The organism is Pseudomonas sp. Leaf58, assembly GCF_003627215.1.
In the GTDB taxonomy this organism is placed as follows: domain Bacteria; phylum Pseudomonadota; class Gammaproteobacteria; order Pseudomonadales; family Pseudomonadaceae; genus Aquipseudomonas.
In genome coordinates, this window is sequence record NZ_CP032677.1 from 1,290,996 (window position 1) to 1,309,947 (window position 18,952).

Consider the following 18,952-nt stretch of genomic DNA (forward strand, 5'->3'; position numbering starts at 1 on the left):
CTACAGGATTCAAGATCTGTAGGGTACCTGCGGGAGCGGGCAAGCCCGCGAAGCAGCCACCGTCGAAGGACCTGCTTACATGACCTACACCCTTGATGACCTGCTGCACCTCATGGCCCGCCTGCGCGACCCGCAGTACGGCTGCCCATGGGACCTGAAGCAGAACTATGCGAGCATCGTCCCGCACACCATCGAAGAGGCCTACGAGGTCGCCGACACCATCGAGCGCGGCGACTTCGAGCACCTGCAAGGTGAACTGGGTGACCTGCTGTTCCAGGTGGTCTACTACAGCCAGCTGGCCCGGGAGGAGGGGCGTTTCGAGTTCGACGGCGTGGTCGACAGCATCACCCGCAAACTCATCCGCCGTCACCCGCACGTTTTCCCCACCGGTGAGCTGTACGCGCCGGTAGACACCCCCAGCCTGAGCGAGGCCCAGGTAAAGTCACGCTGGGAAGAGATCAAGGCCGAAGAGCGCGCGGAAAAAAGCCAGCCAGAACAGCTGTCGCTGCTCGACGACGTGCCGGCGGCATTGCCGGCGTTGTCGCGGGCAGCCAAACTGCAAAAGCGCGCGGCCACGGTCGGTTTTGACTGGCCTGCGGCACTACCGGTGCTGGACAAGGTCCGCGAGGAGTTGGACGAAGTGCTGCAGGCCATGGCCGACGGCGATGCCGATGCGCTCGAGGACGAAGTCGGTGACCTGCTGTTCGCCGTCGTAAACCTGGCCCGCCACCTCAAGCACGACCCGGAAAACGCCCTGCGCCGGGCCAACCGCAAGTTCGAGCGACGCTTCCGCTTTATCGAGCAGGCATTGCGCGACAGTGGTCGCCCCATTGAAGATTGTAGCCTTGACGAGTTGGACGCCCTTTGGGGTGAAGCCAAACGTCAGGAAAAGAACCTGCCCAGCTGCGGCTGAGCTGTTGCATAAGTGAGTGAATATTCATGAGCCTTTCCCTTCGCGACCAATTGCTCAAAGCCGGTCTGGTCAACCAGAAACAGGTCTCGCAGACCAACAAAGCTGAAAAGAAACAGAAGCGCATGGAGCACAAAGGCCAGGTCGAAGTCGACGACAGCCAGCAGCGCATCGCCAAGGAAGCCATGGCCGAAAAGGCCAAGCGAGACCAGGAGCTCAACCGTCAGCAACAGGAAAAAGCCGAGCAGAAGGCCCGTGCCGCGCAGATCAAGCAACTGATCGAAGCGACCCGCCTACCGAAGCTGAATACTGAGGATTACTACAACTTCGTCGACGACAAGAAGGTCAAGCGCATTGCCGTCAACGCCCTGATGCGGACCAAGCTGAGCAACGGTGCGCTGGCCGTGGTGGCCCATGCCGGCGGTTACGAAGTCATCCCCCGTGAGGCGGCGGTGAAAATTCAGGAGCGCGACCCCAACCGCATCCTGCTGCTTAACACCCATGTCGAGGAATCGGACGCGGACGACCCGTATGCGGCGTACAAGATCCCGGATGATCTGATGTGGTAAACACGAAAAACCCCGCCTAGGCGGGGTTTCTTTTTGAAGAGGGCGTCATTGTGTGGTGCGCTGGTTTTCCAGGTCTTCCAGCTCTACGCGGTACTGCTGTGCATCGTGTTCGCTATGGAACATCCCTACCAGCTGGCCTTGCTGGTGCACATCCCAGATCCGCACGCCAGCGGCCAGGCCTTCGTGGGACATTCTCGATTCGTCGCGTTCGGTTACTTGGACTGTCATCGGTAAACTCCACTGTTTCGGTTGGCTGCGACACTCTGTCGCACACCCCCTTTATAGAGTTTGATAGCTGGCTAAGTAAGTAAAACCGCCATGAAACAACTTTCATGTAGGCAGACGCGGTCCGAATGTAGGAGCGGCCTGCGCAGGGCAGGTATGAAAAAGCCCCGCACAAGGCGGGGCTTCGGGAGCGGCTGGCAGTGCTGGCTCAGTTGCCTTTTACCGACTTGCCATCGACCGTGCCTTCCTGCAGCACGATCACGTATTCCTTGCCATCGGTCTCGACCTGGCGCAGTTGCACCAGCAGGTAATCCCAGCTTTTGGCGAACCACAGCTCGGTGATGCGCTTGCTTTGGCTCGGGTCGCGCACACGCTCAACTTTCACCGCATCGACCTGGCCGGTCTTGGTAGTGACCTTTTCGGTGCCCAGCACGCGGAAGTCGTAGGTGTCGATCTCGTCACCGTCGACCACCTGGTAGGTCATGCTCTTCTTGCCAGCGGCCACGTCATGTTGCAGGGCCAGTTGGTAGGAAGACTTGTCCAGCACGCCACGGTTCAGCGGCAGGTTGATGGCATCGCCACGGTCGCTGCCAGTGACCTTCTTGCCGTTCCAGTCGAAGGTCAGGTCAACCTTTTTGGCCTTGCCCAGGCCGCCGCGTTCAAAGTGGTACTTCTGCGGCAGCAGGGTGTCGTTGTCCAGGCGCAGGGTGCTTTGCTCGGTCAGGCTGGCGATCATCATGGAAGCCTTGAAGTTAAGGTCCCAGGTACCGTTGGCATTTTTGACCAGGCTGCGCTCGGCGGTGCCGCTCATGGGCAACTGCTTCCAGTCGGCGGTGTAGCTGGCCGAAAACGGCTTCAGATCAGCTGCCTGGAGGGGCAGGGCGAGCACGGCGAGAGCCAAGAGCAGGGCGCGACGCATAAATTCTCCTAGGATCGAATCAAGTGACCGCTGGCCGCCAGGGGCTGGCCATCCAGTAATGCACCCTGTTCGCCAAGGCGCAAGCGCCCTTCGGCGAACCAGCGCACTGCCAGTGGGTAGATCTGGTGCTCCTGGCGGTGTACCCGCTGGGCCAGGCTATCGACGGTGTCGTCAAGCGCCACGGGTACCACAGCCTGTACGACCAGTGGGCCGCCATCGAGTTCCTCAGTCACGAAGTGTACGCTGCAGCCATGCTCGGCGTCGCCTGCTTCCAGCGCCCGGCGGTGGGTATGCAGGCCCTTGTATTTGGGCAGCAACGACGGGTGGATATTGAGCAGGCGGCCCTGGTAGTGGCGCACGAAGTCGCCACTCAGGATACGCATGAAACCGGCAAGCACCACCAGGTCTGGGGCGAAGCCGTCGATGCGCGCCATCAGCGCGGCATCGAAGGCTTCACGGCCGTCGAACTGGGTGTGCTCGAGCACGACGCTGTCGATGCCGGCCGCCGCGGCGCGTTGCAGGCCGAAGGCATCGGCGCGGTTGGAAACCACCGCACGGATGCGCACCGGGCTGTCCGGGCCTTGGCAGCTGTCGATCAGGGCTTGCAGGTTGCTGCCGGAACCCGACAGCAGTACGACTACATTGCACGTCTTACCCGGCATCAGTGTGCCTTGAGGTTCTGCAGCTCGACCTGGGCAGCGCCTTCGGCGGCTTCGGCGATGTGGCCGATCACCCATGGCTGCTCGCCGGCGGTGCGCAGTTCGTTCAGGGCGGCTTCGACCTGGTCCTGGGCCACGCAGATGACCATGCCCACGCCACAGTTCAGTACGCGGTGCATTTCATGCTCGTCGACGTTGCCTTTTTCTTGCAGGAAGTCGAACACTGCCGGGCGCTGCCAGCTGGCCACATCGACCACGGCCTGGGCGTTTTTCGGCAGTACGCGCGGGATGTTGTCCAGCAGGCCACCACCGGTGATGTGGGCCATGGCCTTGACCGCGCCGGTGTTCTTGATCAGTTGCAGCAGCGGCTTGACATAGATGCGGGTCGGCGCCATCAGCAGGTCGGTCAGTGGCTTGCCGTCCAGCTGGGTGTTCTCGATGTCGGTGGCGGACACTTCGAGGATCTTGCGGATCAGCGAGTAGCCGTTGGAGTGCGGGCCCGAGGACGGCAGAGCGATCAGCGCGTCGCCGGTAGCGACCTTGGAACCGTCGATGATCTCGGCCTTTTCCACCACGCCCACGCAGAAACCGGCCAGGTCGTAGTCTTCGCCTTCGTACATGCCAGGCATTTCGGCGGTTTCACCACCGACCAGCGAGCAGCCGGCCAGTTCGCAACCTGCGCCGATGCCGGTGACCACGGTAGCGGCCACGTCAACGTTGAGCTTGCCGGTGGCGTAGTAGTCGAGGAAGAACAACGGCTCGGCGCCGCACACCACCAGGTCGTTGACGCACATGGCGACCAGGTCCTGGCCGATGCTGTCGTGCTTGTTCAGGTTCAGCGCCAGGCGCAGCTTGGTGCCGACGCCGTCGGTGCCAGAGACCAGCACCGGCTGCTTGTAGCCGGCCGGGATCTCGCAGAGGGCGCCGAAGCCACCCAGGCCACCCATGACTTCAGGGCGTGCGGTGCGTTTTGCCACGCCCTTGATGCGTTCGACCAGTGCTTCGCCGGCGTCGATGTCTACACCGGCGTCCTTGTAGCTCAGGGAGGGTTGCTTGCTCATTGATCCAGGCCTTTAGGAGGGAGGGATTCTTAAAAACGACCATGACGGCCAAGGCCGGCGGATAAGCGGCGGCTGCCTGAAACGTTCAGTGGTCTGTGAAGGCGCGCGATTTTATCAGGGTTGCCGGGCAGCGGCCATCCTCAGGCCGACGGGCAGGGCGGTAAATTTGTGAAAAATGGCAGAGAGTGGTTGATACGGTTGCATGTGTATAAGCTGCAAGCAACGAGCTTCACGCTGCAAAAAAAAGCAGCTCGCTGCTCGGCCTGCTTTTTCTTGCTGCTTGAAGCTTACGGCTTGAAGCTCGACTGGACAGGAATCCTCCATGCGCTTCATCAACTTTCTGGCACTCGGTTGCCTGGCCCTGATCGCGGCCACTGCCCAGGCTGAAAATATCTCCGGCCTTTATCAGGTACGCGAGGCGGTCACCGGCCAGGGCGCCGAAGCCCGTGCCGCAGCGACCGTCAAGGCCCTCGACACCTTGGTGTTGCGCCTGACCGGCGACCCCAAGGCGGCGCAAAGCCCGGCATTGGCCGAACTGCGCAAGGACCCGCAGCAAATCATCAACCAGGTGGGCAGTGAAGCCGGCCCGCCCGAGTCTGTGCTGGTCGAATTCGACCCCGGCAGTACCGAACGGGCCCTGCGCAAGGCTGGCCTGGCCCTGTGGGGCAGTAATCGGCCGTCGATTCTTGGTTGGTGGCTGAACGACAGCGCCGACGGCAGCAACCTGGTCGGTGACGGCCAGGCCAGCGCGCAAACCTTGCGCCGTGCCGCCCAGCACCGTGGCCTGCCGCTGCACCTGCCGCTGGCCGACCTGCAGGAACAACTGGTGGCCAATGCCAAGCAGCTCGAAGGCGGCGACCCGGCACCGCTGCGCGAAGCGTCCGAGCGTTATGGCGCCGATGCCTTGCTGGCGGTACATGCCCAGCAAGCCGACGACAAGTGGCAGGGCAAGTGGCAGCTGTGGTTGGGCGACCAGCGCGAGCAAGGCACTGCCGAGGCCGCCGACCCGGCAGCCCTGGCCGACGCCGTGATGCTGGCGGTCAGCAGCCGCCTGGCGCCGCGCTATGTCACCCGCCCAGGCGCTAGCGGCCAGTTGCAGGTGCAAGTGCAGGGGATGAACCTGCAGCGTTACGCCGAGCTTGCCCGCGTGCTCGAACCCTATGGCCCGCGCCTGCAAATGGCCGAAGGCAGAACCTTGACCTATGGCATAACCGCCAACCGCGAACAGCTGCGCGCCCAGCTGGCCCTCGCCAAGCTGCAGGAAGTACCGCTAGAGCAGGCACCTGCGTTGCCGGCTGCACCAGCCCCGGTGGTGGGCACCGGGGGCGAGCCGCCGGCACCGGCCCAGCCAGCGCCCAAGCCGTTCGACGGCCTGCGTTTTCGCTGGTAAGGGGCGCACACTGTGACCGATGTACGTCGCTGGATCTGGCTGGGCGCTGCCCTGCTGGTCGCCGTGTTGCTGTATAGCCTGCACAACATTCTTACCCCGTTTCTGGTCGGCATCCTGTTGGCCTACCTGGCCGACCCGCTGGTCGATCGCCTCGAACGCTTGGGGCTGTCGCGCGCCTGGGGCGTGATGGTGGTGTTCGGTCTTTTCACCCTGCTGTTGCTGGCCTTGCTGCTGGTGCTGGTGCCGCTGCTGGCCAAGCAGCTGCTGCGCCTGTACGAACTGGCGCCGCAGATGCTCGACTGGCTCGAGCATGTGGCATTGCCCTGGGCGCAAAGCCGCCTGGGCCTGGCTGACGGCTTCTGGAAGTTCGACAAGATCAAGGCCGCCATTGGCGCGCACATGGGCCAAACCACCGACATTGTCGGCATGCTGCTGTCCCATGCCACCGCCTCTGGCCTGGCGCTGCTGGCCTGGCTGGCCAACATGGTGCTGATCCCGGTGGTGGGCTTTTACCTGTTGCGCGATTGGGACCTGATGATGGCTAAGCTGCGCGGCCTGCTGCCACGCCAGCGCGAGCCTCAAGTAGTGGGCCTGGCGGGCGAATGCCACGAAGTATTGGGGGCGTTCGTGCGCGGGCAATTGATGGTGATGGTGGCCCTGGGCGTCATCTATTCAGCTGGGCTGATGCTGGTAGGGCTGGAGCTGGGGCTGCTGATCGGCATGCTCGCCGGGTTGGCGGCCATCGTGCCGTACATGGGCTTCATTATCGGCATCGGCGCTGCCCTGGTGGCTGGCCTGTTCCAGTTCGGTGGCGACCTGTACCCGATGCTGGGCATCGTTTCGGTGTTCATGGTCGGGCAGGCGCTGGAAGGCATGGTGTTGACCCCCTTGCTGGTGGGCGACCGCATCGGCCTGCACCCGGTGGCGGTTATTTTCGCCATCCTGGCCGGCGGTGAGCTGTTCGGCTTTACTGGGGTATTGCTGGCACTGCCGGTGGCGGCGGTGATCATGGTGTTGCTGCGCCACGTGCACGACTTGTACAAGGAATCGGACATGTACGCTGGCGGTGTCGACCCGGAGCTGTGACCCTAGGCCACGCATTGCCGGCGTTTAGCGCGCAACTTATTGATTTTGTTTATGCTATCCGCCGTCGTGATTGTGCACCCTGCGTTGCGGGTATAGACTTTGCAGATTGTTCACCAAAGGCCCCCTGCGGTCCTGCCGACCGCCCGCGAGCATGAAACCACCGATCCAGTTGCCCCTAGGTGTGCGCCTGCGCGATGACGCCACCTTCATCAACTACTATCCGGGCGCCAATGCTGCGGCATTGGGCTACGTCGAGCGGCTGTGCGAAGCCGACGCCGGCTGGACCGAGAGCCTCATCTACCTTTGGGGCAAGCAGGGTGTGGGCCGCAGCCACCTGCTGCAGGCTGCAACCCATCGTTTCCAGCAGCGTGGCGAGCCCGCCGTCTACCTGCCATTGGCGCAACTGCTCGAACGTGGCGTGGAGTTGCTCGATTACCTGGCCCAATACGAACTGGTCTGCATCGACGATCTGCACGTGATCGCCGGTAAGGCTGACTGGGAAGAGGCCATGTTCCACTTGTTCAACCGCTTGCGTGACAGCGGCCGGCGCTTACTGCTGGCGGCGTCGGCATCGCCGCGCGAGCTGCCGATCAAGCTGCCGGACCTGAAGTCGCGGCTGACCCTGGCGCTGGTATTCCAGATGCGTGGCCTGTCCGACGAAGACAAGCTGCGTGCCCTGCAACTGCGTGCTTCACGTCGTGGCCTGCACCTCACCGACGAAGTCGGCCACTTCATTCTTACCCGTGGTGCACGCAGCATGAGTGCGTTGTTCGACCTGCTCGAGCGCCTCGACCAGGCCTCGCTGCAGGCACAACGCAAACTCACCATCCCATTCCTGAAGGAAACGCTGGGTTGGTAACCCCCTGAAAACGCTGGGCCAGAGCGGCAAAACAAAAAAGTCACATGTTTTTCGATAAAATTTGCAAATGGCTTTGATAGAGGGCATAGTTTCACCCTTCTAAAGGATTACAGACACGGTCGTGCCCATGCTAAAGCGCTTCGCACCCCTCGTGCCACTCGCACTCGTGACCCTGCTTTTTGGCTGCGCGGCCCAAGGCCCGGCTTCTCATTCAGAGTTGCAGCCCCAGGATCACACTTCGATCACTGCACAATCGGCATTCAAAGCCAAAGCCTCGTCTTCGTCGGTATTCGGCGAGCCGGAAGAGCTGGCCGGCGAAGATGACCTGGCGGCTTTCTCCAGCAGCAAGCCTTACCAGCTGCCGGTGCTGGCTGACAGCATTCTCGAGCGCGGCATGTCGTTGATCGGCACCCGCTACCGCTTTGGTGGTACCTCGGAAAAGTCCGGCTTCGACTGCAGTGGCTTCATCGGTTACCTGTTCCGCGAAGAGGCGGGCGTGACCCTGCCACGTTCGACGCGTGAAATGATCAACGTCGATGCCCCAAAAGTGGCCCGCAACAAGCTCAAGCCAGGTGACCTGCTGTTCTTCAGCACCAATGGTCGCGGGCGTGTCAGCCATGCCGGCATCTATCTGGGTGACAACCAGTTCATCCACTCCAGCAGCCGCCGCAGCGGTGGCGTGCGCATCGACAGCCTCGGTGACCGTTACTGGAGCAAGACCTTCATCGAAGCCAAGCGTGCCTTGGCCATGGCGCCGACCAATATCGCGCGCAACTGATAGCAAAATGATATATCCTGCCGCGGCGGCGATGCTTTGAAAAAAGCTCGCCGCCGTGCGCATTTATAGAAAGCGTCTAATCTAAATTCTCAACTCTTTTCGGCTGCGGCCCAGCGATCTCAGACAGGATGTTCTGGCCATGGTAAAGATGGCGCGCTTTGCATTTATTTCCCTGGCGGCCCTGTTGGCTGCCTGCTCCAGCCGTGCGCCTGCACCGGCCCCTGTGGTACAGCCGCAAGTCACCTATAGTCAGCCTAGCCCTTCGCCAATTGCCGACGACGTGTTGATTCGCGCCATCGGTTTGGTAGGTACGCCCTATCGCTGGGGCGGCAATACGCCGGATGCCGGTTTCGACTGCAGTGGTTTGATCAAGTACGTTTACCGTGATGCCGCGGGCATCAGCCTGCCGCGCTCTACGCGGGAGATGATCGTCATGCGGGCACCCACGGTGGATGCCAAGGCGCTGCAGTCTGGTGACTTGGTATTCTTCGCCACCAGTGGCGGCTCGCAGGTCAGCCATGCAGGTATTTATGTCGGTGAAGGGCGCTTCGTGCATGCGCCTTCTGCGGGCGGTACGGTGCGCCTGGATTACCTGTCCAACAGCTATTGGGCCAAGGCCTACCTGCAGGCCAAGCGGGTAATACCGCAAGGGAACCTGGCGCAGATCCCCTGAATACCAGCCCGGTGCACTACCGGGCTCACGGTGCCTTGCTTACCCGCCACACCACATTGCCAACATCATCGGCCACCAGCACGCCACCCCGCCCATCGGTGATAACCCCGACTGGGCGTCCCATGGCTTTGCCCCGCTCGTCGAGAAACCCGGTGAGCAGGTCTACAGGCGGGCCCGAAGGTATTCCTGAGCGGTCGAACGGCACAAAAATCACCTTGTAGCCGCTGTGGGGCTTGCGGTTCCATGAGCCGTGCTGGCCTACGAATGCGCCGTGGTCGAACGGTGGCGGCAGCGCGCCCGGTTCTGCGAACGCCAACCCCAGCGATGCGGTATGCGGGCCCACGGCATAATCGGGTACCAGCGCCTGGGCCACTTTGTCAGGGGCGGGCGGTTGTACCCGTTCGTCGACATGCTGGCCGTAGTAGCTGTAAGGCCAGCCATAGAACCCCCCGTCCTTTACCGAGGTGATGTAGTCGGGCACCAGGTCGCTGCCGATCTCGTCCCGCTCGTTGACGGCCGTCCACAACGCACCTGTGTTGGGCTCCCAAGCCAACCCGTTGGGGTTGCGTAGGCCGGTGGCGAATAGCCGCTGCTGGCCGTTGGCGGGGTCCACTTCCCAGATGGCCGCGCGGCCTTGCTCCTGGTCAAGGCCGTTTTCCCCTACGTTGCTGTTGGAGCCGACGGTCACGAACAGCCTCTTGCCATCGGGGCTGGCGATCACGTTCTTGGTCCAATGGTGATTGAGGGGGCCGCCAGGCAGTTCAACCACTGGCTGTCCTTTACCGCGAAGCAGCATCGACCCAGGTTCATAGTGGAAACGCAGCAGTTTGTCGGTGTTGGCGATGTACAAATCCTTATCTACCAGCGTCATGCCGAAAGGTGAGTTCAGCCCTTCGATGAACGTGATGCGCATTTCGGCAACGCCGTCATGGTCGGCATCCCGCAGCAGGGTGATGCGGTTGGCGCTGGGCACACCCGCCCCCGCGCGTTTCATCACCTTCTTCATGACCCAGCCGCGAAGGCCTTTGCCATCTTCGGGTTTGGGTGGTGCGTTGGTCTCGGCCACCAGCACGTCGCCGTTGGGCAACAGATATAGCCAGCGGGGGTGGTCCAGTTCGCTGGCGAACGCCGTTACCTGAGTGCCCGGTGCTGCTTTGGGCTTGGCGTCTTTGGGCCAGCCCACTGCCGGGGCGATGTTCACGGTGGGCAAGACAGTCTTGACCGGATCAGGCAGCCGAGGGGTCGGGCCACTGCCATCGCGTACATCCAGCATGGCGGATTCGCCGCAGGCGGTGAGGCTTGCGACCAGCAGCCAAGGCATCAAGGGTTTCATGGGCGGCTTGCTCCGGAGAAGGCCTATGAGCTTGAGAGGTCAGCGATGTTCGAACGGTTCCCGGCCATCATCCAACTGCCTTTGCCTTTGCCTTTGCCTTTGCCTTTGCCTTTGCCTTTGCCTTTGCCTTTGTTTTTGCTTCTAAGCGCGCGATAGTTCAGGCAACACAGATTGCGACTTCAGGAGGCCGAGCGAAGGGCTTGCGGAGGGAGGTGACGGGCATGGATGCCCGTCAAGCGCTGAGGCCCCATGGATGGGGCCTGCGGCGCGTACTCCCGGGAGCAAGCCCGTAGCGAGGGAACCCCGGAGCGAAGCGTAGGGGCCGGATGATGGGAGCCAGCGTTTTTTGGTTACTTTTTGTCGCGTTTGACAAAAAGTGACCCGCCGTAAGGGCGGAAAGGTGACTGAGCGCCACCTTCGGCAATGAATGTTGACGTTGTTGTCAAAGCCTATGCCCGAAAAGCGAAAAGCGAAAAGCGAAAGCGGGATAGCGCTGGTTTTTCTATTGCGCATAGTCCAGCAGCGATGGCGACGCTGACTCACCTTTTCGCCCTTACGGCGAGTCACTTTTTGTCAAACGCGACAAAAAGTAACCAAAAAACGCTGCGCTCCCATCATCCGGCCCCTACGCTGCGCTCCGGGGTCCCCTCTCTCCGGCCTTGCTCCCGGGAGGACCGCGCTGCAGGCCCCATCCTGGGGCCCAGCGCTTGACGGGCATCCATGCCCGTCACCTCCCTCCGCAAGACCTGCGTTCAGCCTCCTGAAGTCGCGAAGATCAAGATCAAGATCAAGATCAAGATCAAGATCAAGATCAAGATCAAGATCAAGATCAAGATCAAGATCAAGATCAAGATCAAGATCAAGATCAAGATCAAGATCAAGATCAAGATCAAGATCAAGATCAAGATCAAGATCAAGGTCTTGGCTTCTGGTTGCGCACTTCCTTCGCCTCTCGCAAATAGCTGGCTCAGGCCTGCTTGAGCAGCAGCGCTACCCCCGGGAAATACTGCCCCAGTTCGTTATGCAACTTGCGGTAGGCATACGGGAAATACCAGGCGATGGCGCAGGCGGTGTGCTTGTGCAGGTCGTCGACCAGGTCTTGCAGCTCTTCGGGGCTGGCGTGCTGGCCAGCCTTCCACGGGCTGATGAACAGCGCCCCAGCTTTCAATTGGCTGGGGTACGCCACCTGACGGGCGAGGGCGGCGGTTTGCTGCAAGGCGGCTGCCATGTCCAGCCGGGCAATTTTCGGCCAGCGCTGGCTCACACTAAGGTACAGCGCTTCGTCGGCACTGCTGATCGACAGGTCGCAGCGCCCCTCATACTCGCCTTCGTCACGCTGCTTCTTCCCGGCAAATTGCTGCAGCGCCGTTAACTCGGCCTGCCAGGCTGCAGCCGCGAGCAACCCACTGTTGGCGGCAGCGCCATGCCAATAGGGGGCTTCGGCATCGCCGGCAAACTGGTTGAAGCGGTCTACACAGTCGACCCAGCGCTCCAGCACCGGGCCGAGAAACTCCAGGTGTGGGTTGTTGATGATATGGCCTCGCATGCTGCGCTCTCCTCTTGTTGTTGTGATCGCGTCCAGCTGAGGGTGATGGCTATGTGATATCACCCTGTCCAGTGTGGCACACATCGGTAACTTGGCCACTGCCCAGGTGGGGCCTGTGGGCCTGCGAAGCGGCCCGCTCCGATTGACGCTCCGGGTGCAACCCTCTAACCTTCGCGCGTGTTTCAGGTGCCCTGCCAGCCTTGTCTGGGCAGGGTGAAACAGGGAAGCCGGTGGGCGCCAGCATGGCGCGATTCCGGCGCTGCCCCCGCAACGGTAGGTGAGTCGCGGCCGCGCAAGGCCACTGGGTGCCAGCACCCGGGAAGGCGCGCAGGCTTGGGCCAAGGCCCGCTCACAAGCCCGGAGACCGGCCTGATACTGCCAACGGCATCACGGAGGGTGATGCGCAGTGCACCGTGGCGCCCGGCCACGGCCCCTGCGTGTTCTCCGTCTGCCTGCCTTTTACCTGTCGCCGCGCGTTGCCGTGGCGCCAGCCAGCGGAGAGCCCTGATGAGCGAAACCACCGAACGCGACGAACGCCACCTGGCGCGCATGCAGCGCAAGAAGGCGATCATCGACGAACGCATCGCCAATTCCCCTAACGAATGCGGCCTGCTGCTGGTGCTGACCGGCAATGGCAAGGGCAAGAGCAGCTCGGCCTTCGGCATGCTCGCGCGGGCCTTGGGCCATGGCATGCAGTGCGGTGTGGTGCAGTTCATCAAAGGCCGCAACAGCACCGGCGAAGAGCTGTTTTTCCGCCGCTTCCCAGAACAGGTGCGCTACCACGTGATGGGCGAGGGCTTTACCTGGGAAACCCAGGACCGCCAGCGGGACATCGCTGCCGCCGAAGCAGCCTGGGCGGTGTCGCGCCAGCTGCTGCAAGACCCGAGCGTGCAGTTCGTGGTGCTGGATGAGCTGAACATCGCCCTTAAGCACGGTTACCTCGACCTTGACCAGGTGTTGTCCGACATCCAGGCCCGCCCACCGATGCAGCACGTGATCGTTACCGGTCGTGCGGCCAAGCCAGAGATGATCGAGCTGGCCGATACGGTGACCGAGATGGGCATGCTCAAGCATGCCTTCCAGGCGGGCATCCGCGCACAGAAGGGCGTCGAACTGTGAGCCAGCCCCGTCATTGCCCTGCCGTCTTGATCGCGGCGCCGGCCTCTGGCCAGGGCAAGACCACCGTCACCGCCGCCCTGGCCCGCTTGCACCGCAACCTCGGGCGCAACGTGCGGGTGTTCAAGTGTGGGCCCGACTTTCTTGACCCGATGATCCTTGAGCGGGCCAGCGGCGCGCCGGTGTATCAGCTCGACCTGTGGATGATTGGTGCCGAGGAAAGCCGCCGCCTGCTGTGGGAAGCCGCGGGCGAAGCCGACCTGATCTTGATCGAAGGGGTAATGGGGCTGTTCGACGGCACCCCGTCCAGCGCCGACCTGGCGCGCCACTTCGGCGTGCCGGTGCTGGCGGTAATCGACGGCACGGCCATGGCCCAGACCTTCGGTGCCCTGGCCTTGGGCCTGGCACGTTACCAGGCCGACCTGCCGTTTGCCGGGGTGCTGGCCAACCGGGTGGGCAGCCTGCGCCACGCGCAATTGTTGGAAGGCAGCCTGACCGAAGGCCTGCGCTGGTATGGCGGCTTGTCTCGCGAGCGCGGCATCGAACTGCCCAGCCGCCACTTGGGGCTGGTCCAAGCCAGTGAACTGAACGACCTGGACGCCCGCCTGGACGCGGCCGCCGAGGCGCTGGGTGCAAGCTGTGACGCCGCCTTGCCACCGCCGGTGACGTTTGCCGAACCTGAACCGCAAACGGGCGCTGCCTCGCTGGCCGGCGTACGCATCGGCGTGGCACGGGACGAGGCATTCGCCTTCACCTATGGCGCCAACCTCGACCTGCTGCGCAACCTTGGTGCGCAGCTGGAATTCTTCTCGCCATTGCACGACCGCGAGCTGCCGGCGGTAGACAGCCTGTACCTGCCAGGCGGCTATCCCGAGCTGCACCATCACGCCTTGGCTGGCAATGCGCCGATGAACGAGGCAATCCGTGCCCATCACGCCCAGGGCAAACCCTTGCTGGCCGAGTGCGGTGGCATGCTGTATCTGCTTGATGCGCTGACCGACGTAGCCGGTGAGCGTGCCCAACTGCTCGGCCTGCTGCCGGGCGAGGCGACCATGCAGAAGCGCCTGGCGGCCTTGGCACTGCAGGCGGTTGAACTGCCAGAAGGTACCCTGCGCGGCCACACCTATCACCACTCGCTGACCAACACCGCGCTGGCGCCGATCGCCCGTGGCTTGAGCCCCAACGGCGGGCGCGGCAACGAAGCGGTGTACCGCCTGGGGCGGTTGACGGCTTCCTACGTGCACTTCTATTTCCCCTCCAACCCGGATGCGGCGGCGGCGCTGTTGCGACCATGAGCGAGCACGCTTTCAGTGACGCCGAGCGCGCCGCGATCTACCGGGCCATCGGCGAACGCCGCGATATGCGCCATTTTGCCGGTGGCGAGGTGGCTCCAGAGCTGCTCGGCCGCCTGCTGGCCGCCGCGCACCAGGCGCCCAGCGTCGGCCTGATGCAGCCCTGGCGTTTTATCCGCATTACCCAACGCGACCTGCGCACTCGCATCCAGGCCTTGGTCGAGGCGGAGCGGGTGCGCACTGCCGAGGCCTTGGGCGAGCGCTCCGACGCCTTCATGAAACTGAAGGTGGAAGGCATCAACGATTGTGCCGAGTTGCTGGTGGCCGCCCTGATGGACAACCGCGAGCCGCATATCTTTGGCCGGCGCACCCTGCCGGAAATGGACCTCGCCTCGCTGGCCTGCGCCATCCAGAACCTGTGGCTGGCGGCCCGTGGCGAAGGGCTGGGCATGGGCTGGGTGTCGCTGTTCGACCCATTGGCGCTGGCGGCGCTGCTGGGCATGCCGGCCGGGGCCAAGCCAGTCGCGGTGCTGTGCCTGGGGCCGGTAACGGCGTTTTATCCGGCACCCATGCTGGCGCTGGAAAACTGGGCCGAACCACGGCCCTTGAGTGAAATGCTGTTTGAGAACCAATGGGGAGAACGCCAATGAGCGTGGCCTTGCTGACCGTGGCCGGGGTGGCCCTGGATGCCTTGCTGGGCGAACCGCAGCGGCGCCACCCGCTGGTGGCCTTTGGCAACATGGCTGGCAACCTTGAGCGCCGCCTGAATGCCGGTGGGCGCGGCTGGCGCAGCCACGGCGTCAGCGCGTGGTTTTTGGCGGTGGTGCCGCTGACCTTGTTGGCGCTGATCCTGTCCTGGCTGCCGTACATCGGCTGGCTGGTCGATATGCTGGCGCTGTACTGCGCGGTAGGGCTACGCAGCCTGGGTGAGCATGTGCTGCCAGTGGCCACGGCCTTGCGTCACGGCGACCTGGCGCAAGCTCGGCGCCGTGTCGGCTACCTGGTCAGCCGCGAAACCCGCGAGCTGGACGAACCCGCCGTGGCCCGGGCGGCCACCGAGTCGGTGCTGGAAAACGGCAGTGATGCGGTGTTCGCCGCGCTGTTCTGGTTCGTCGTGGCCGGTGCGCCGGGCGTGGTGCTGTACCGCCTGAGCAACACCCTGGACGCTATGTGGGGTTATCGCAACGAACGCTTCGAACGCTTCGGCTGGTGCGCCGCGCGCGTCGACGACGTGCTCAACTACATCCCGGCAAGGCTGGTAGCGTTGACCTACGCGCTGCTGGGCAAAACCCGCCTGGCCTTGGCCTGCTGGCGCAAACAGGGCCCATTGTGGGACAGCCCCAACGCTGGACCGGTGATGGCCGCCGGTGCGGGTGCACTGGGTGTGGAGCTGGGTGGCCCGGCGGTGTACCACGGCGAGCTGCATGAGCGGCCACGCCTGGGTGACGGGCCAATGGCCGACGCCGACGCCATCGAGCGCGGCTGGGGCTTGGTGCAGCGCGGCGTGTGGCTGTGGCTGCTGGTGATCTGCCTGGGGGCTTATATCAATGCTTGAACACGGTGGCCGCCTGCTACGCGCGGTGCGGCAATACGGCGTCGCCCGCGAACAGTGGCTCGACCTGTCCAGCGGTATTGCGCCCTGGCCGTTCCCGATCCCGTCGATCCCCATTGACGCCTGGGCGCGTCTGCCAGAGACCGAGGACGGCCTGGAAGACGCTGCGCGTGCCTACTACGGTGCCAGCCAATTGCTGCCGGTGGCCGGTTCCCAGGCCGCGATCCAGGCCTTGCCGCTGCTGCGTGCGGCCAGCCGGGTTGGGGTACTGACGCCTTGCTATGCCGAGCACCCTTATGCCTGGCAGCGGGCAGGGCACCAGCTGGTGGAGCTGGCTGAAGCGCAAGTCGACGCGGCGCTCGATAGCCTCAACGTGCTGGTGCTGGTCAACCCCAACAACCCCACCGGCCGTCGGGTGCCGCGTGAACGCCTGCTGGATTGGCACGCGCGCCTGGCCGCCCGCGGTGGTTGGCTGGTGGTCGACGAAGCGTTCATGGACAACAGCCCTGTCGACAGCGTGGTCGATTGTGCCGAGCGCCCTGGCCTGATCGTACTGCGCTCGTTCGGCAAGTTCTTCGGCCTGGCTGGCGTGCGCCTGGGCTTCGTTGCCGCCGAACGCAGCCTGCTGCTGCGCCTTGCCGAGTGGCTAGGCCCGTGGACTGTCAATGGCCCCACCCGGGTGCTGGCCCAGGCCAACCTGGCCGACCACGCCGCCCAGCGGCTGCAGGCCGAGCGCTGTGCCGCTGCCAGCCAGCGGCTGGCGATGCTGTTGCGCACCGCTGGCCTGGCGCCCAGCGGTGGCTGCGAGCTGTTCCAGTACGTGCGCTGCGAGCAGGCTGCGCACCTGCACGATTTTCTCGCCCGTCGCGGCATCCTGGTGCGCTTGTTCGAGCAACCACCGGCAGTACGCCTGGGGCTGCCTGCCTGTGCCGCAGACGAACAGCGCCTGGCCCAGGCCCTGGCGGCCTACCAAAAGGAAACGGCATGACCACCCTCATGGTGCAAGGCACCACCTCCGACGCCGGTAAGAGCACCCTGGTGACCGCATTGTGCCGCTGGTTGTTGCGCCAGGGCGTCGGCGTGGTGCCGTTCAAACCGCAGAACATGGCGCTGAACAGCGCGGTGACCGCTGACGGCGGTGAAATCGGCCGGGCCCAGGCGGTGCAGGCCCAGGCCTGCCGGCTGGCGCCCCACACCGACATGAACCCAGTGCTGCTCAAGCCCAACAGCGACACCGGCGCCCAGGTGATCATCCACGGCCGGGCCGTTACCAGCATGAATGCGGTGGCCTACCACGACTACAAAGCGGTTGCCATGCAGGCGGTGCTGGCCTCGCACCAACGCCTGAGCAGCGCCTGGCCAGTGGTCATGGTCGAAGGCGCGGGGTCGCCGGCGGAGATCAACCTGCGTGCCGGCGACATCGCCAACATGGGCTTTGCCGAAGCGGTGGACTGCCCGGTGATCTTGGTCGCCGACATCAATCGCGGTGGCGTCTTCGCCCACCTGGTGGGCACCTTGGAGCTGCTGTCGGCCAGTGAACAGGCGCGGGTCAAAGGCTTTGTCATCAACCGCTTCCGTGGCGACATCGCCTTGCTGCAACCGGGGCTGGATTGGCTGCAGCAACGTACCGGCAAACCGGTGCTGGGCGTGCTGCCGTATGTCACCGACCTGCACCTGGAAGCCGAAGACGGCATCGATGTGCGTCAGGGGGTGAAGACCGAGCGTGTGCTCAAGGTGATCGTGCCGGTGCTGCCGCGCATCAGCAACCACACCGACTTCGACCCGCTGCGCCTGCACCCGCAGGTTGACCTGCAGTTCATCGGCCCGGGCCAGCCTATCCCGGCTGCCGACCTGATCATTCTGCCGGGCTCGAAAAGCGTGCGTGGTGACCTGGCGCAGCTACGCGAACGCGGCTGGGACAAGGCCATCGAACGGCACCTGCGTTATGGTGGCAAGCTGATTGGCATCTGCGGTGGCCTGCAGATGCTTGGCCGTGAAGTGCATGACCCGCTGGGCTTGGAAGGCGCTGCTGGCTCAAGCCCAGGGCTTGGACTGCTCGATTACGCCACGGTGCTCGAAGCCGAGAAGCAACTGCGCAACGTTGCCGGCGCGCTGAGCCTTGAAGCTGTACCGGTGAGCGGTTATGAAATTCATGCCGGCGTCACCACCGGGCCTGCCTTGCAGCAGCCTGCCGTGCAGTTGGCCGATGGCCGTTGTGATGGCGCAATCAGCGCCGATGGTCAGATCCTCGCCAGCTACCTGCACGGCCTGTTCGAAGGCAGCCAGTCGTGCGCGGCACTGCTGCGTTGGGCTGGCCTGGAGGATGTGCAAACCATCGATTACCAGGCCTTGCGCGAACGCGACATCGAGCGTTTGGCCGACCTGGTGGAAAACCACCTGGACACCGCGCGCCTGCGCCAACTGTGTGGGGTAGCCTGACATGCGCAACCTGATCCTCGGCGGCGCCCGCTCTGGCAAGAGCCGCCTGGCCGAACAGCTGGCCAGTGCCAGTGACCTGCCGGTGACCTACGTCGCCACCAGCCAGGCGCTGGATGGCGAGATGAGCGAACGCGTACGGTTGCACCGCCAGCGTCGCCCTGATGACTGGGGGCTCATCGAAGAACCCCTGGCCCTGGCCGCAGTGCTGCGCACCGAAGCGGCCGAAGGGCGCTGCCTGCTAGTGGATTGCCTGACCTTGTGGCTGACCAATTTGCTGATGCTTGAAGATGACCAGCGCCTGGCCGAGGAGCGTGATGCCTTGCTGGCCTGCCTTGAAGAGTTGCCGGGCACTGTGATCTTGGTCAGTAATGAAACCGGCTTGGGCGTGGTGCCCATGGGCGAGCTGACTCGGCGCTATGTCGACCTGGCCGGCTGGCTGCACCAGGCTGTGGCTGAGCGCTGTCAGCGGGTGGTGCTGACCGTGGCGGGGTTGCCCTTGATGCTGAAAGGGCCTGCGTTGTGAGGGGGGCTGGGTTGAGATTGTA

General features: G+C 63.7%; 21 protein-coding genes and 1 riboswitch. Of the genes, 15 read left to right on the forward strand and 6 right to left on the reverse strand.

The features are described from left to right. The first annotated feature begins 79 nt into the window (after positions 1 to 79). Positions 80 to 913 (forward strand): nucleoside triphosphate pyrophosphohydrolase, encoded by an 834-nt coding sequence (gene mazG / locus DV532_RS06035; RefSeq protein ID WP_056796542.1) that lies wholly within the window; start codon positions 80 to 82, stop codon positions 911 to 913. Positions 914 to 939: 26 nt separating this feature from the next. Further along, a complete protein-coding gene (locus tag DV532_RS06040; protein WP_056796544.1) occupies positions 940 to 1,479 on the forward strand; it encodes a DUF2058 domain-containing protein in 540 nt (179 codons plus the stop codon). Between the two features lie 45 nt (positions 1,480 to 1,524). Here DV532_RS06040 and DV532_RS06045 read toward each other — a convergent pair whose 3' ends face one another. The 4 genes from DV532_RS06045 to purM all read right to left on the reverse strand — a co-directional run bounded on the left by DV532_RS06045 (position 1,525) and on the right by purM (position 4,343). Next, positions 1,525 to 1,707: a hypothetical protein gene (locus tag DV532_RS06045; protein ID WP_056796546.1), complete on the reverse strand. Its 183-nt coding sequence runs from the start codon at positions 1,705 to 1,707 to the stop codon at positions 1,525 to 1,527. 205 nt (positions 1,708 to 1,912) lie between these two features. Further along, positions 1,913 to 2,623, reverse strand: a complete 711-nt coding sequence (locus tag DV532_RS06050) for a DUF3108 domain-containing protein (protein ID WP_056796549.1) — start codon at positions 2,621 to 2,623, stop codon at positions 1,913 to 1,915. 8 nt (positions 2,624 to 2,631) lie between these two features. Continuing rightward, the gene (gene purN, locus DV532_RS06055; protein ID WP_056796552.1) at positions 2,632 to 3,285 is read right to left on the reverse strand and encodes a phosphoribosylglycinamide formyltransferase; all 654 of its coding nucleotides are present in this window, start codon (positions 3,283 to 3,285) and stop codon (positions 2,632 to 2,634) included. Continuing rightward, positions 3,285 to 4,343, reverse strand: a complete 1,059-nt coding sequence (gene purM, locus DV532_RS06060) for a phosphoribosylformylglycinamidine cyclo-ligase (protein WP_056796553.1) — start codon at positions 4,341 to 4,343, stop codon at positions 3,285 to 3,287. The genes purN and purM overlap by 1 nt, the downstream gene beginning before the upstream one ends. Before the next feature lie 322 nt (positions 4,344 to 4,665). Between purM and DV532_RS06070 the strand changes: the two genes are divergently transcribed. The 5 genes from DV532_RS06070 (at position 4,666) to DV532_RS06090 (ending at position 9,129) form a co-directional block, all read left to right on the forward strand. Continuing rightward, positions 4,666 to 5,733: a DUF2066 domain-containing protein gene (locus DV532_RS06070; protein ID WP_056796557.1), complete on the forward strand. Its 1,068-nt coding sequence runs from the start codon at positions 4,666 to 4,668 to the stop codon at positions 5,731 to 5,733. 12 nt (positions 5,734 to 5,745) lie between these two features. Continuing rightward, positions 5,746 to 6,819: an AI-2E family transporter gene (locus DV532_RS06075; protein WP_056796560.1), complete on the forward strand. Its 1,074-nt coding sequence runs from the start codon at positions 5,746 to 5,748 to the stop codon at positions 6,817 to 6,819. Positions 6,820 to 6,970: 151 nt separating this feature from the next. Then, positions 6,971 to 7,678, forward strand: coding sequence for a DnaA regulatory inactivator Hda (gene hda, locus DV532_RS06080; RefSeq protein ID WP_056796562.1), 708 nt, complete (start codon positions 6,971 to 6,973; stop codon positions 7,676 to 7,678). A 127-nt stretch (positions 7,679 to 7,805) separates the two neighbouring features. Continuing rightward, a complete protein-coding gene (locus DV532_RS06085; protein WP_056796565.1) occupies positions 7,806 to 8,456 on the forward strand; it encodes a C40 family peptidase in 651 nt (216 codons plus the stop codon). A 139-nt stretch (positions 8,457 to 8,595) separates the two neighbouring features. Further along, positions 8,596 to 9,129, forward strand: coding sequence for a C40 family peptidase (locus DV532_RS06090; RefSeq protein ID WP_056796570.1), 534 nt, complete (start codon positions 8,596 to 8,598; stop codon positions 9,127 to 9,129). A gap of 25 nt (positions 9,130 to 9,154) precedes the next feature. Here the strand turns inward: DV532_RS06090 and DV532_RS06095 are convergent, their stop codons facing one another. Next, positions 9,155 to 10,462 carry a sorbosone dehydrogenase family protein gene (locus DV532_RS06095; protein WP_056796575.1) on the reverse strand — a complete coding sequence of 436 codons (1,308 nt, stop codon included), beginning with the start codon at positions 10,460 to 10,462 and terminating at the stop codon, positions 9,155 to 9,157. A gap of 720 nt (positions 10,463 to 11,182) precedes the next feature. Here DV532_RS06095 and DV532_RS30170 point away from each other — a divergent pair. Beyond that, positions 11,183 to 11,443, forward strand: a complete 261-nt coding sequence (locus DV532_RS30170) for a hypothetical protein (RefSeq protein WP_162948967.1) — start codon at positions 11,183 to 11,185, stop codon at positions 11,441 to 11,443. Here DV532_RS30170 and DV532_RS06110 read toward each other — a convergent pair. Then, a complete protein-coding gene (locus DV532_RS06110; RefSeq protein ID WP_056797564.1) occupies positions 11,430 to 12,008 on the reverse strand; it encodes a hypothetical protein in 579 nt (192 codons plus the stop codon). The two genes, DV532_RS30170 and DV532_RS06110, sit on opposite strands and share 14 nt — an antisense overlap. Before the next feature lie 167 nt (positions 12,009 to 12,175). Beyond that, positions 12,176 to 12,396, forward strand: a riboswitch (cobalamin riboswitch). 119 nt (positions 12,397 to 12,515) lie between these two features. On the opposite strand from DV532_RS06110, the gene cobO reads away from it, so the two are divergent. Genes cobO through cobU form a run of 7 tightly spaced genes read left to right on the forward strand, consistent with a single transcriptional unit; the run spans position 12,516 to position 18,930 of the window. After that, positions 12,516 to 13,127: a cob(I)yrinic acid a,c-diamide adenosyltransferase gene (gene cobO, locus DV532_RS06115; RefSeq protein WP_056797561.1), complete on the forward strand. Its 612-nt coding sequence runs from the start codon at positions 12,516 to 12,518 to the stop codon at positions 13,125 to 13,127. Continuing rightward, on the forward strand, positions 13,124 to 14,419 hold the full coding sequence (locus DV532_RS06120; protein ID WP_056797558.1) for a cobyrinate a,c-diamide synthase: 1,296 nt from the start codon (positions 13,124 to 13,126) through the stop codon (positions 14,417 to 14,419). The genes cobO and DV532_RS06120 overlap by 4 nt, the downstream gene beginning before the upstream one ends. Continuing rightward, positions 14,416 to 15,066 (forward strand): 5,6-dimethylbenzimidazole synthase, encoded by a 651-nt coding sequence (gene bluB / locus DV532_RS06125; protein ID WP_056797557.1) that lies wholly within the window; start codon positions 14,416 to 14,418, stop codon positions 15,064 to 15,066. The genes DV532_RS06120 and bluB overlap by 4 nt, the downstream gene beginning before the upstream one ends. Continuing rightward, positions 15,063 to 15,971: an adenosylcobinamide-phosphate synthase CbiB gene (gene cbiB / locus DV532_RS06130; protein WP_056797554.1), complete on the forward strand. Its 909-nt coding sequence runs from the start codon at positions 15,063 to 15,065 to the stop codon at positions 15,969 to 15,971. The genes bluB and cbiB overlap by 4 nt, the downstream gene beginning before the upstream one ends. Next, complete coding sequence (gene cobD / locus DV532_RS06135; RefSeq protein ID WP_056797551.1) at positions 15,964 to 16,956, forward strand: threonine-phosphate decarboxylase CobD; 993 nt, start codon at positions 15,964 to 15,966, stop codon at positions 16,954 to 16,956. Before cbiB ends, cobD begins: the two co-directional genes overlap by 8 nt. Next, positions 16,953 to 18,407: a cobyric acid synthase gene (locus DV532_RS06140; RefSeq protein WP_056797549.1), complete on the forward strand. Its 1,455-nt coding sequence runs from the start codon at positions 16,953 to 16,955 to the stop codon at positions 18,405 to 18,407. Before cobD ends, DV532_RS06140 begins: the two co-directional genes overlap by 4 nt. Before the next feature lies 1 nt (position 18,408). Further along, positions 18,409 to 18,930, forward strand: a complete 522-nt coding sequence (gene cobU, locus DV532_RS06145; RefSeq protein ID WP_056797547.1) for a bifunctional adenosylcobinamide kinase/adenosylcobinamide-phosphate guanylyltransferase — start codon at positions 18,409 to 18,411, stop codon at positions 18,928 to 18,930. Positions 18,931 to 18,952: the final 22 nt, after the last annotated feature.